The organism is Pararhizobium sp. IMCC21322, from assembly GCF_030758295.1.
GTDB lineage: Bacteria > Pseudomonadota > Alphaproteobacteria > Rhizobiales.
In genome coordinates, this window is record NZ_CP132335.1 from 3172299 (window position 1) to 3185913 (window position 13615).

At 52.6% G+C, this 13615-nt stretch carries 11 protein-coding genes; 2 read left to right on the forward strand and 9 right to left on the reverse strand.

The features are described 5' to 3' along the window. Positions 1-58: 58 nt before the first annotated feature. The 8 genes from RAL91_RS14965 to RAL91_RS15000 all read right to left on the reverse strand — a co-directional run bounded on the left by RAL91_RS14965 (position 59) and on the right by RAL91_RS15000 (position 9851). Positions 59-274 (reverse strand): twin-arginine translocase TatA/TatE family subunit, encoded by a 216-nt coding sequence (locus tag RAL91_RS14965; RefSeq protein WP_306257033.1) that lies wholly within the window; start codon positions 272-274, stop codon positions 59-61. Positions 275-562: 288 nt separating this feature from the next. Continuing rightward, positions 563-1699, reverse strand: a complete 1137-nt coding sequence (locus tag RAL91_RS14970; protein WP_306257034.1) for an ABC transporter ATP-binding protein — start codon at positions 1697-1699, stop codon at positions 563-565. A 34-nt stretch (positions 1700-1733) separates the two neighbouring features. Next, a complete protein-coding gene (scpB, locus tag RAL91_RS14975) occupies positions 1734-2384 on the reverse strand; it encodes an SMC-Scp complex subunit ScpB (protein WP_306257036.1) in 651 nt (216 codons plus the stop codon). Beyond that, a complete protein-coding gene (locus tag RAL91_RS14980; RefSeq protein ID WP_371932416.1) occupies positions 2377-3234 on the reverse strand; it encodes a ScpA family protein in 858 nt (285 codons plus the stop codon). The genes scpB and RAL91_RS14980 overlap by 8 nt, the downstream gene beginning before the upstream one ends. Continuing rightward, a complete protein-coding gene (gene nagZ / locus RAL91_RS14985; protein WP_306257037.1) occupies positions 3231-4256 on the reverse strand; it encodes a beta-N-acetylhexosaminidase in 1026 nt (341 codons plus the stop codon). The genes RAL91_RS14980 and nagZ overlap by 4 nt, the downstream gene beginning before the upstream one ends. A gap of 106 nt (positions 4257-4362) precedes the next feature. Beyond that, positions 4363-6666 (reverse strand): SPOR domain-containing protein, encoded by a 2304-nt coding sequence (locus RAL91_RS14990; RefSeq protein ID WP_306257038.1) that lies wholly within the window; start codon positions 6664-6666, stop codon positions 4363-4365. Between the two features lie 74 nt (positions 6667-6740). Then, positions 6741-8516, reverse strand: a complete 1776-nt coding sequence (gene argS, locus RAL91_RS14995) for an arginine--tRNA ligase (protein WP_306257039.1) — start codon at positions 8514-8516, stop codon at positions 6741-6743. Positions 8517-8612: 96 nt separating this feature from the next. Further along, on the reverse strand, positions 8613-9851 hold the full coding sequence (locus RAL91_RS15000) for a deoxyguanosinetriphosphate triphosphohydrolase (RefSeq protein ID WP_306257040.1): 1239 nt from the start codon (positions 9849-9851) through the stop codon (positions 8613-8615). A 115-nt stretch (positions 9852-9966) separates the two neighbouring features. Here RAL91_RS15000 and erpA point away from each other — a divergent pair, with 115 nt between their 5' ends. Together erpA and xth are read left to right on the forward strand one after the other, a co-directional pair. Further along, complete coding sequence (erpA, locus tag RAL91_RS15005; protein WP_306257041.1) at positions 9967-10347, forward strand: iron-sulfur cluster insertion protein ErpA; 381 nt, start codon at positions 9967-9969, stop codon at positions 10345-10347. Positions 10348-10351: 4 nt separating this feature from the next. Next, positions 10352-11125 carry an exodeoxyribonuclease III gene (xth, locus tag RAL91_RS15010; protein WP_306257042.1) on the forward strand — a complete coding sequence of 258 codons (774 nt, stop codon included), beginning with the start codon at positions 10352-10354 and terminating at the stop codon, positions 11123-11125. A gap of 7 nt (positions 11126-11132) precedes the next feature. Here xth and RAL91_RS15015 read toward each other — a convergent pair whose 3' ends face one another. Continuing rightward, positions 11133-13544 carry an EAL domain-containing protein gene (locus RAL91_RS15015; protein ID WP_306257043.1) on the reverse strand — a complete coding sequence of 804 codons (2412 nt, stop codon included), beginning with the start codon at positions 13542-13544 and terminating at the stop codon, positions 11133-11135. Between the last annotated feature and the right edge of the window lie 71 nt (positions 13545-13615).

The following is a 13615-nucleotide window of genomic DNA, read 5'->3' on the forward strand; positions in this document are numbered from 1 at the left end:
GGTTTCTCAAAAAAGGGCGCGGCACGATAAGCGTACAGCCACCATTAGAATTTATGGATTAGCTGGCTTGCTTGTCTTCAGTTTTGACAGTGGCCGCAACTTCATCAGATGACTGGTCTATCGTCTTTGTCTTGTCATCATCCTCGGCGAGCCCGGATTTGAAGCTCTTGATCCCTTTGGCGACATCGCCCATGAGATCTGAAATTTTGCCGCGACCGAACAACAGCACGACCAAAACCACAACAATGGCAATTTGCCAGAAACTTATACCCATTATGTACTCCTAAAATCTTCTTGAACCGCAAAGGCAAACCAATTGTTCGCTATCGATACAGCCCGTAAAATCGCTTGCTAATCATAGTATTACACCGCCCAACGGTGAAAAGACACCAATAATTAGTACTAGGGCGCGGACTCTTTGTGGGTGATGAAATGGCGGTTTTTTGACCGCTCGAACAGTTCGGCATCGCGAAAGATCCGCCAAACCGGCTTTTCCCTGCGTCCTTTGCCCGTCAGAACAGTCACTTCGTCACCCTTACTGAGCCACATGTTAGATGTGGGGCTATATGTGTTCTTTTTCAAACACCAAAATGTCGCGCAGATCAAAGCTGACAAAAACTTCTGTCCCGGGTATCAGTTTATCAGCATTTCTGATGCGCGCCTGCAACGGATCGTCCAGTCCCTCCACAGCCACGTCGACCAAATCCACCTCACCCAGAAAGCGCCGCCGCAAAACCCTGCCATGTTTCGCACCGGAGGGGATGCTGGTTTCCGTTTTAGGTGTTATTGCAACACCCTGGAAGCGGATGCAGATATCGGCTGTTCCATTTTGTTTACCGGTCGCGGGAAATGTGCCTACAGGGGTGATGACCAGGCCGTCAACGATCTCACCCTCCATCATATTGACCTCGGAAAAGAATGTTGCAGACGCCAGATCGACCGGTTGGAAATACAGCTCGCGTGCCGTGCCATCCTGAACGATCTGGCCGTGTTTCATCAGCAAAATGCGGTCTGCCACGCGCATTGCTTCCTCAGGATCATGGGTCACCATCAGGCAGGTCGCCCGCATTTCCCGCAAAATGGTTATGGTTTCATCGCGCACACTGTCGCGCAGCCTTTGATCAAGGCCCGAAAACGGCTCATCCATCAACAGGATACCTGGACGTGGTGCAATTGAACGGGCAAGTGCCACACGTTGCTGCTCACCACCAGAAAGATGGTGAGGATACAAATTGGCATGATCTGCAAGCCCGACACGTTCCAAAGCCAGCATAGCCTCGCTGCGCGCATTGGAGCCAGACAAGGCCGTCAGGCCAAACATGACGTTTTTCAGAACTGTCAAATGTGGAAACAGCGCAAAGTCCTGAAACATCAAGCCTATGCCGCGCTTTTCCGGCGGCACCAGACCGTCTGGCCCACCAAATTCCTTGCCATCGACCAAAAAACGCCCGGCCTGAGGTGTTTCAACACCCGCAGCAATACGCAGCAGCGTTGACTTGCCGGACCCGGACTGGCCAAGCAAACACACAATTTCTCCCGAAGCGATTGTCAGATCGATATTCCGAAGGGCCTTTGTGTCACCATAACTATGAAAGACACTCTCAAACCGCATCTCTCTGGCAATCGTGGCGCCCGTCGTGCCACGACGGCCCCAGGTCAAGGCGGTTTTCAAACCGGAAGGGCGTGTTGTTTGGTTCATGAATGTGCCATCAGGAGAATGTCAGGGTCCGCTCTCAATCGTCTTCAAGCACCACATCGGGTGCAAACAGATCATCTTCAAGGGGGTCCTCATCATGACCAAGATCCGGATCATCATTCGGCATCGGCATAGGTGCCCCCGGCGGCAGAGTGCTGTTTAGCAGGCCAGCACCTTTCAGTTCGTCCAATCCTGGCAGATCGACAATGGATTCCAGATTGAAGTGCTCCAGAAACTCTGGTGTGGTTCCGTATGTCACTGGTTGTCCGGGTGTTCTGCGCCGTCCGCGCAACCGTATCCAACCTGTTTCAAGCAAGACATCCAGAGTGCCTCTGCTCGTTGAAACGCCACGTATCTGCTCAATTTCTGCTCGCGTTGCAGGCTGATGGTAAGCCACAATCGACAGAGTTTCCAATGCCGCCCGTGACAGCCGGCGTTGCTCTGCTGTTTCTGCTTGTAGCAAAAAAGCAAGATCATCGGCGGTCCGAAAGGCCCAACCATCCGCCACTTTTTTCAAAACCACACCGCGGCCTTCATAAAGGCCTGCCAAATCCGCCAGTAACTGCTCAAAATTCGCCGTTGCCGGAAGGCGTTCTTTCAGGATTGAATCTTCCAGTGGCCGGTCAGAGGCAAACAGCATGGCTTCCAGCATTCTTAAATGCAGAGTTTCGGTATCCCTCTCACTCATGAGTGCCCCCTCCATCCTGCCTTGCCGCACGGCGAACGAACAGTGGCGTAAATGGTCCGCTCTGACGAACTTCCAGAACACCCTCGCGCACCATCTCAAGACTTGCTGTAAAGGAACTGGCGATGACGGTCGCGCGCTGATCGGGCGTTGAGAAATATTCTACCAGAAAATCATCAATCGGCGTCCAGTCCGAAACATTCCCCAGCATTCGGACCAATAAATCCTTGGCTTCCTGGAGCGACCAAACAGTTCGCTTAAGCACCCGAACCGATGTAACAGAATTGCGCTGCCGTTGACTGGCATACGCCGTCAGCAAATCATAAAGGTTGGCCACATAGCTGCTGTGCTTGATGGTGACCACGGGCTCCGGATCGCCGCGCGCAAAGATATCCTGCCCAAGGCGTGGCCGCGCCATCAACCGCGCTGCCGCATCACGCATGGCCTCCAGACGGCGTAATCGGAACGCAAGTGCTGCGGCCAGTTCTTCGCCAGTCAATTCATCCTCATCGTCCTTGATGTCCGGCAGCAGAAGGCGCGATTTCAGATAGGCAAGCCATGCCGCCATCACAAGATAGTCCGCTGCCAACTCCAGGCGCATGCGCCGGGCTTCCTGAATGAAAGAGAGATATTGCTCTGCCAATGCCAAAATCGAAATTTTCGCCAAATCCACCTTTTGTGACCGGGCCAGAGCCAGCAACAGATCAAGTGGACCTTCAAACCCGTCAACATCCACAACGAGTGATGGTTCCGAGGCATCAGGTTCGCTGGCTCGCTCTTTCTGGTTTTCCCATAAAAGCGCCTGTGTCAGCGGATCATTGGCAATCTGGTCAGATTCATCGGACAATTTCAAGCCTCCCAGTCAACCAATGAAAGCAAGGCAGAGAACTCTTTGCGCAGCTCATCTAGATCAATACCATCAGGCTCGGGTTTAGCATTCAGTGCCTTATTCGCCCGTTCCAATGCCACGCCGTCGAGCTTTGGCACATTCGCAGCAACGCTTTGCATTTCATCCATAAGGCCGTTGCAATGCAAAACCATATCACAGCCAGCGCGAATAGCGCTTGAGGTCCGGTCTGCCATATCTGTCTGTAAAGCGCCCATGGAAATGTCGTCAGACATGAGAAGGCCGTGAAAACCGATTTCGTCCCGAATGATCGTTGAGATGACGGTTGATGACAAGGTTGCCGGATTGTCAGGATCTATCGCTTCAAACACCACATGTGCGGTCATCCCAAGGGGAAAGTCTGCCAACGGTTTGAACGCCGCAAAATCGTGCGCCAATAGATCAACAAGCGAGCTGCTGACCCTTGGTAGCTCAAAATGGCTGTCGACAACCGCTCGACCGTGACCGGGGATGTGCTTGATAACCGGCAGCACGCCGCCAGACAGCATGCTATCTGCTACAGCCCGCCCCAGCGCTGCGACGCCATCAGGCGTGGTACCATAGGCTCTGTCACCAATGGCCTTTGTCGTGTTCTCTACAGGCACGTCCAAGACCGGCAGGCAATCGACTGTAATGCCAAGCGCTAGCAGATCACAGGCCATAAGACGGGCACCAATACGAGCAACCTTACGCCCCTCACCTGCACTTTGCTCTTCAAGTTGTCCGTAATAAGCTGCGGCGGGATAGGACGCCCAATGGGGTGGCCTCAAGCGTTGGACCCGTCCACCTTCCTGATCAATCAGAACCGGAGCATCTTCACGCCCCACGCAATCGCGCATGGCAGACACCAGTGCACGCACCTGATCCGGAGAATCGATATTGCGACCAAACAGAATGAACCCCCAGGGGTCAGAATCCCTGAGGAACTGTCTTTCATTGGCAGACAGAACAAGGCCTTGGCAGCCAGTGATAAAAGCAGATTGTGTCATAGAACGTGGTTAGAGTGACGTTCCGCCTTCGTCAAGCCAACACAACGGCCTCAAAACCAAGGCCAGGTGTGTCGGTGTGTGTGTCAGTGCGTCTAAGTTTAAGAGATCAACGGCGTGCAACGATGCAATCACCGCCTGCATTTTTCAGAGATTGGCAAAAATCAGCCGCCGCTACACGGGTTTCCATCGGGCCAACCCGGACCCGATAAAACACGCCTCTGGAGCCCAAGTCAGCCCGTGCAATATCCGGAGACTGGTTGCCAAGGACCGATGGGAAGCGACGTTGCAGCCCACTAAATGCTGACCGCGCGGCATCTTCGGAGCGCTGTGAAGATACCTGCACTACAAAATCACCCACTGCGGCGGGTGCTGCTGGCTGTGCGGCGGGTTGAGCCGCCGGTGCAGCTAGCGTAACATCGGTCGATGGAACACGTGCCGCCACCGAATTAGTCGATGGCTGTACTGTTGGTGCATTTTGATTGAACGCCGGCGCATTTGTTCCCACGGAAACACGGGGAGGAACGGGCAAGTCTGCCCGGCCACTGGTGCCAGTGTTGTTGGTTGCAGTGTTGTTGTTTGCAACAATACGCGGCTGGATACCGGTGGAACCGCCGGCATTGTTCGATGTTGAGGTGGAGACATCTGGCCGCGCGCGCGGCAGGGGTGTACCACCGTCAGATTCAGCAGGCGCCGCAACAACTTCACCATTTCCGGAAATTTGTTGCGTGGTAACCGTGCGCGGCTGAATGGCGTTTGAATTATTGTCAACCCTGGCCGCTGGCTCAGCAACAATACTGCCATCCGGATTTACCTTGAAAGTGCGAACACTTCTGGGAGCAATTGCGTCCGTTCCGCTGTTATTGCCATTCGCGCCAATCTGCCGGACGGTTCTGTCCGGATCAATATTCGGGTTGATCCGCGCAATCGGTGTTTCAGCTCCCGGTTGAATGACACCATTCGACAAATCGCTCTCGTTCGTCAGGGGTATATCACCTGAAGCCGCAGGATCGGCAGCCTGACCATCTGGCAGCATGCGAACAGCGTTTTTATCAGCCAGAACCAGCGGTGGAGGACTGCCATCATCACTGGAGAAAATGGCTTGATAGGCCAACAACGCCCCGCCACCAAGCAGAACAAACGCCATGACACCGGCAGCGACCATCATTCCACGGCTTGCGAACAGGCCACCGCCTTCGTCCTCATCATACTCATCATAAAGGACATCGGCATCCTCGGCCTGAGGCGCCTCAGATCGTGTGTTATCCGCAAAGGAATCAGTCGGTTCAGCGGATTGTTCGCTCTCTGAAACCCGCGCCGGAACACGCAAATCTTCGACTTCCCGCAAATACGAAAAGTCCGGCTGAGGCGTCGGTGCACTTGCCATTTCAGACGCAGCTTGCACAGCAGCAGACGCGGCCAGAGGTGCTGCGGACGCAGTCTGTGGTGCCACAGGTGCAGGAGCCGCAGGGGGCGCAGTCTGTCGCGGCGCACTTTCGCTCAATTGCCGTGGTGCATGCGTTGGTCGCGCGTCAGCAGCATTTGATCTAACGGGCTCCCGTGCCTCATTTGCGTCTACATAACGCAGAAGTTCAGCAGCGATGGGATCAGGCTGTGGCGCAATCGGTTCACTTGGAGACGTCGCCGGATTCCGGGGCGCGTCCTGCGCCCGCTGTGCTGCCACTGGCTCAGGACGCGATTCGGGTTCCGCTTGATCAGGGCTTGCGCTTCCATGCAGTCCCCCCATCTGCGAGTGATCAACCGACGCGGCTGGTCTAATTGCTCTGGGAATTCTGGATACGTCAAAATCTCTGTCGGGCAAGGGCTGGGAAGAGCCACCTGGCGCAAAGGGATCATATTGCTCATCATCTGCATGCTCGTCGTAAGACGGTGGCCTTGCTGGCGCAGGTGCATCTGCCACGAGAGTCCCGGATGACGCGTAAGGGTCATCTCTTGGCACGGATGGCTCGTCGGCAGGCATATATCCCGGATCCTGTGGCGCATGTTGATAGATTGGCTCTGGAGACTGCGCAGACTCAGCAACACTTGGTTCTGGATGATAGGCTTGGGGCGCCGGATCCTGCGACACAGAAACAGTTTCAGGTGAATAGGTATCCTGAGGGGCCGCTGCAACACTATCATTTGAGCGCTGGGCAGCAGCCTCAAAATTTCGTTCATTCTGCTCCATAAGTCGAGCAAGCTTGATCAACGGATCATCGTCATCGGAACCAGATGACGATCGCATCGACCAGTCATCGTTTTCCCATGCGCTATCAGACCCTGAACTGCGATTTTGCCCCGCAGCAGATCCTCCAGGTGAATTCATTCCGGAACCAGCGTCGCCCGAAACCGGATCGTTTCCAGCGCCGGCTCTCTGACCGGGCTTGTTTTTGTCATACTCATACTCGGACATAACAAGTCGTCTCTTTCGTTAACCAAGTTTGCTAAAGCAACAATCAAAATCGCGCTTGCAAACCATCATCAATGCTAACGCAATTCTTCCCGCGCATCCACTCCCAGCAATCCAAGACCGGAGCGCAGAACAATTTGCACCGCCAAAACAAGAGCTAAGCGCGCTCTAGTCAATTTTTCATTATCATCTTTAATAAATCGTAATTGGGGCAAATCTTTGCCTTTGTTCCAATGGCCGTGAAACGCACTTGCTAAATCATTTAGATAAAATGCAATGCGATGCGGCTCGTAGAAATTTGCCGCCGCTTCGACGATGCGCGGATACTCTGCAAGCTTGCGCATGAGAGCCAGTTCGCTGGCATCGTCCAGGATCGAAATATCCACTTTTTCCAGACCGTCTACGATTTTTTCATCAAATACTTCAATTGCTTGCGCAAATGTCGAATGTGTACGCGCATGCGCATACTGCACGTAAAATACAGGATTGTCCTTCGACTGCTCGAGCACTTTTGTGAAGTCGAAATCCAACGTGGCGTCGTTCTTACGATACAACATAATGAACCGCGTGACGTCCCTGCCAACCTCGTCAACCACATCTGCAAGTGTGACAAGATTACCCGAACGTTTTGACATTTTAACCGGTTGACCATCACGAAACAGGTTCACTAACTGACAAAAACGGATGTCCAGCGATGCATTTTCCGATGATATTGCCGTCACAGCAGCCGTCATTCGCTTCAGATAGCCCTGATGATCCGCTCCAAGAACATCTACCATGCGGTTGAATCCGCGCTTATATTTGTCGAAATGATAGGCGATGTCGGACGCGAAATAGGTATAGCTGCCATCTGATTTCAATAGCGCCCGGTCCACATCGTCACCATAGCGTGTCGATCTGAAAAGTGTCTGTTCGCGGTCTTCCCAATCATCGGGAAGCTTGCCCTTTGGTGGCGGCAATGTTCCCAGATATATCAAGTCCCGTTCGCGCAGATCGGCAATCATTTCTGCAACCCGGTCATCACCATCCGCTGTCAGGGATCGTTCTGAAAAGAAAACGTCATGCACGACACCAAGCTTGTCCAGATCTGACCGGATCAGCTCGAGCATAGCCGAAATAGCAGCTTCTTTTACAATTGGAAGCCATTCGGCTTCATCCATCTCAAGCAGAGATGATCCATGCTGGTCTTTAAGTTGTGCGCCCAGTGCCATCAGGTATTCGCCCGGGTAAAGACCCTCGGGAATAGCACCGATAACCTCACCCAGCGCCTCGCGATATCTCAGATATGCGGATTGAGCTAACACATCCACCTGAGCGCCTGCATCATTGATGTAGTATTCCCGCGTCACATCATAGCCCACATAGGACAGCAATGTTGCCAAAGCGTCTCCGAAAACCGCACCCCGGCAATGTCCTACATGCATTGGGCCGGTCGGATTGGCCGAGACGTATTCAACGTTGATCTTCTCGCCCTGCCCCAGATCGGTCCGACCGAAGTTCATTCCATTCCGCAGAACATCCTGAACAATCGATTGCCACACAACCGGCTGCAACGTGATATTGATAAAGCCCGGCCCGGCAATGCTGACCGATTGCACTTGCAGGGCATCAGAATGCTCCGTGAGCAGTTCGGTAATGGCTTCCGCTATATCGCGTGGTTTACGGCGCAGCCCTTTGGCAAGAAGCAGCGCGGCGTTCGTCGCCAGGTCACCATGGGTGGCATCTCTCGGCGGTTCCACAACGATACGGTCCAACGGGAGTGCTGCTTGTGCGTCAGCATCAAGGTCTGAAAGCAAATCAGAACCCTTGATCAAAGGAAGCATTTTTTCGGCAAAGTCTGCGTAAATGTTCATAGCTATCTGTTTTGAATGAATGCAGTTGCAAGCCGGTTTTTCATCGGCAAAACGGTCGGAAATGTGCGCTGCACCTAACGGTTTTTGGCTTTGTGGTCAAACTCCGCGCGTCGCATGGTCACCGAAAAGACGTTCATGTTCCTGATCTGCGAACAGATCTGTCATTCCGGCAATATAGTCAGCGACCAATCTGGCTGCCTTTGGCTTATTCAGTGTCGCCACCCCTTCGGTGGCTTGTTCCCGCCACCGCAGCGGGATTTCCTCGATATTTTGCAGGTAGGTCACAAACAGGTCCTTCACAACTGCTTCCGCGCTGGTCATTCTCTCCATCAATGAGGGATGGCGGTAAAGATGTTTGAACAAAAACGCTTTGACCTCCCCTTCCTGACGGCTGAACGGCTCTGAAAAACTCAAAACCGAAGCCCCCGCATTCCTGACATCATCTGCTGAGGCAGGCCGCAGCTTTGACAATCTTCGCTGTGTTTCGCCAATGACATCTTCCACCATGATGGTGATCAGCCGACGCGATAACTCATGGCGCGTCCGCTCTTCATCAAGGCCGGGAAATTCATCAGCAATGTCATCCAGCAATCCGAACAGCAAAGGCACGGTTCTCAATTGCGCCAGATTCAGCAGACCGGAGCGCAAACCGTCATCTATATCGTGTGTGTCATATGCAATGTCATCGGACAGTGCGGCAGCCTGCGCCTCAAGACTTGCATAACCATCAAGCCGCAATTGAAGTGTTGGCAACAAAGCCCGAATGCGCCCGGCTAGCGGCTCGGCAACCGGGCCATTATGTTTTGCCAGCCCCTCCAGCGTTTCCCAACTCAGATTAAGTCCATCAAAACGCGGATAACGGCGTTCCATTTTGCTGACGATCCGAAGGCTCTGCAGATTGTGATCGAACCCGCCGAATTCTGACATTGCTGAATCGAGCGCGCGTTCACCTGCATGACCAAACGGCGTGTGCCCGAAATCATGAGCCAGAGCCAATGCTTCCGTCAGATCCTCATCAAGACGGAATGCCCGGGCAATGGACCGGGCAATCTGAGCCACTTCAATGGAATGGGTCAGACGTGTGCGGTAATGATCCCCTTCATCGGAAATAAACACCTGTGTCTTGTGTTTGAGACGCCGAAACGCATTGGAATGGATGATTCTGTCCCGGTCGCGCTGGAAAGCTGTCCGGGTTGGACTTTCAGGCTCGTCGAAGACGCGACCGCGCGTGTTTTGCGGGTCTACGGCATAGGTTGCTCTATTGGTAAATCCAAATCCGATATCGGAAACGTCTAAAGCCTCGGGCAATGGTTCTGGCAAATCAACTGGGTTCATAATTTCTGCCACTGGCTCAAATCCGCTACAAAAGGGACGATGGCGTTTGACTTGCGCTGGTCGCACGCCTACCTCTTGGTTCTATAGCAGATGTGCCGCAAAAGGGTGGATCAACATGGCCAGTGCAACACAACAAACAAATTCTTCAGACGCGACGCCTCCAATCGCACAAAATTCTGTCACTGTTACAGAACGGGCTGCATTGCGAGTTGCAAAGATTCTAGCCGGTGAAGCGGATGGTAAATCACTCCGCATCAGTGTGGATGGCGGCGGATGTTCCGGCTTTTCATACAAATATGATCTGGTCGAGGACATGACCGAAGATGATCTGGTGCTCAAACGAAATGGCGCCACCATATTGATCGATCAGGTATCTTTGCCCTTCCTGGAAGGATCAGAGATCGATTTCGTCGACGATTTGATGGGGCAGTCCTTCCAGATCAACAATCCCAATGCCACAGCATCCTGCGGTTGCGGCACCTCCTTTTCGATCTGATTTCATGAAAATTGCGACCTGGAATATAAATGGCATCAAGGCGCGTCTTGAAACCCTACAGGCTTGGCTGAAAGAAGCTGAGCCTGATCTGGTCGCCTTGCAAGAAGTCAAATCGATCGATGAAAACTTCCCACGCGCTATTTTCGAAGACCTTGGCTACGAGGTTCATACACATGGTCAAAAGGGCTTCAATGGCGTTGCCCTGTTTTCCAAAACACCGATGGAAGATGTGCAACGTGGATTGCCAGGTGATGATGACGATGTGCAGGCCCGATTTATTTCGGCGCTGATATCCGTCGATGGGAAGATGGTCCGGGTGGCATCGCTCTATCTGCCAAATGGCAATCCGGTTGATACCGAGAAATTTCCCTACAAGCTGGGCTGGATGGATCGGCTGCATGCCTGGACCGAAGAACATCTGAAGAGCGAAGAAGATTTTATTCTCGCCGGGGACTACAATGTCATCCCGCAACCGATCGATTGTCACAACCCTGCAGCATGGGAAGGTGATGCGTTGTTTCGCCCGGAAACGCGATCAGCGTTTTTCAAATTGCAGAATTTGGGCATGACAGATGCCTTACGCCAGACAAATCAGGATCAGGCTTATACATTCTGGGATTATCAGGCTGGTGCCTGGCAGAAGAACAACGGTATTCGCATTGACCACTTGATGTTGTCACCGGGTGTTGCCGACAGATTGCGTCAATGCCAGGTGGACAAGCATGTCAGGGCCTGGGAAAAACCTTCAGATCACGTGCCGGTATGGGTGGAAATCTAACCGAAATTCATGCGGCGTGGCTGGTTTGACGATCAAAGGCACCTGCAGCAACAGCCTGACTGTGTTCACGAGACCACGCCAGAAGCTGTGAAACTGACAAACCCTTCGAGAAATAGAAGCCTTGCAGGATATCAATCTTGTGACGCGCAAGAAAATCAACCTCGCTCTGGGTTTCAACCCCTTCGGCAACAGTTTTGCAGCCAAGCGTTTTTGCCATGAGAACAATGCAATCCATCATTGAGGCAACACGCTCATCATCATGAGCCTGAGAGATAACCGAGCGATCAATCTTCAAAAAATCCACCCGCATCTGGCTCAGCCTGGCAATATTTGAGTAACCGGTGCCAAAGTCATCAATGGAAACCCGGAACCCTTCGGCCCGAAGACTTTCAAGCACGTCGTTGGCATGCACAAGAGAGGAGAACAATGTGTCCTCCGTGATTTCAATTTCCATATTGTTGCAGTCAAAGTTTCTCGAACGCGCCATTCGTGTAATGGAGTTCGTAAACCCCGGGCTCGAAAAGTGTCCCGCACTTATGTTCACAGCAACCGATAGATTGAGCCCTGCCCGCGTCCACTCCGCGTGATCGTCAATCGCCCGTGCAATCAACCATTCGCCAAGCTTTTCCATGACGGGAGAATGAGAAATAATCGGTATCCAGTTATCTGGAAGCAGACGTCCCAGAACCGGATGGTTCCATCTTACCAGTGCCTCAACGCCCCGAGGTTCTTTGGTTCTGGCACAGACTTTTGGTTGATATTCCAGGACAAGCTGATTGTCGTCGATTGCCTGGTCGACAGCCACACAAAGTTCCGCTGCTGTCATCATGCCCATCTGGGAGGAATACATTTCAAAGCGGTTCTTACCGGCCTTCTTGGCATGATACATCGCGATGTCAGCGCATTTGAGCAACCCATCGAGATTTGTGCTGTCTTCGGGGTAACGTGCACAGCCAATGCTGGCCGCACAAAACGGAACCTCTGACAGAACAGTCGATGGCGTGGAAAGCACTTTACGAACCTGCACCAGAAACTGTCTGATGTCATCTTCCCGGCTCAACCCGGGAAATACGATAACAAATTCATCTCCGCCAACACGTGCTGCGATGGGCGGATGTTCAACAATCTCATCTCCAAAAAAAGTTTGTTCGGCTGCTTGAACCAATTCTGTCAATTTCGCTGCGCGTTCGCGCAAGAAACGGTCACCATAGCTGTGACCATGAACGTCATTTATCTGTTTGAAATCATCAAGATCGATAAAAGCAACGATGCCCCGCGCCGCCTCCGTTTCGCAGCCCGCAAGCAATCCTCTGGTGACCTCTTCAAATCGCTTCCGATTGGCCAATCCGGTAACATCATCAGAAAATGCCATAGCTGATACTTTTTCATTTGCCTGAGCAACCCGTCCGACCATGGCATTGTAGCCCAGCTTTAACTGCCAGACCTCACGCAATGGAACCAGCCCAAGGCGGACACGCACCGGGTTGAGCTTCTTCTCTCTTGCGTTTTCCTTGATGGATTGCAGAAGCTGTTCCAACGGCCTGATCAGAGAATTGACGAACAGCAGTACAAAAACGGCCGCCATGCTCCAGCCAATTGCCAACGCCAGAACAATTGAGATGCTGTTCTCACGCACCTTCTCGTATATCTCTTCCACGGGTTGGGGAATCATGACCCCCCAGCCGGGGCCCTCCACCGACGTAAGGCCAGCAATCATATCTCCCTTAAATGCAGGAGAATAGAATTGGTCTATGCCCGTCTCTCCACTCATCATTCTGGCGACAGCGGAAATTTGAGACAGATTTCGGCGGGACTCAACCCAGTCCGGAACGGGGTGGGACAAAACGTTACCAGCATTGTCGACAATGGCTGCATGGCCATTTTTGCCAAATGAAATCTGCTCGCCAAGTTGCTTGAAATACTGCGTGGAAACAAATGCAATGGTCAAATTATCCGCATTGCTTCTGACCCCAAGCAGCACGTTTCCGTGTGTTTGTGTGCCAACAACGTGGGAGAATTTCGTCTCGCCGGGTTGAGCAATCCTCTTTGCCAATGCCAAATGCTCTTCCGTAAGCAGTTCAATGTCAGAGCCGTTTCCGGCATCCATTTGCGCGATTACTGTAACTGAGGGTTGGTCAACCAGAAACACATTGACGATATCAAGCTCCGACATCAAAGGCTGCAAGTCCGTCGTCTGGTCAGACAGCAAAGCGGAGGAAACTGTTTTCAAAGTGCCTACCAAATCAGTGTGGTAGCGCGTCAGTGCAGCACTCAAATTCTGTGCAAGCAGCAAATGACGATCTTCAACTTCCGCAAACTCCCGCTTTACAGCGTGGCTGTAGGACCACCAGCCAAAAATGGCCGTAGGGAAAATGGTAACGGTCAAAAATGCAATCAACAGAATCGTGCGAATGCGCATGTAAGAAACCCTTTGAGTTCAGGATTTCTAGCATGACCACACTGGCGTGAACTTAACGCTCGAAATATGTT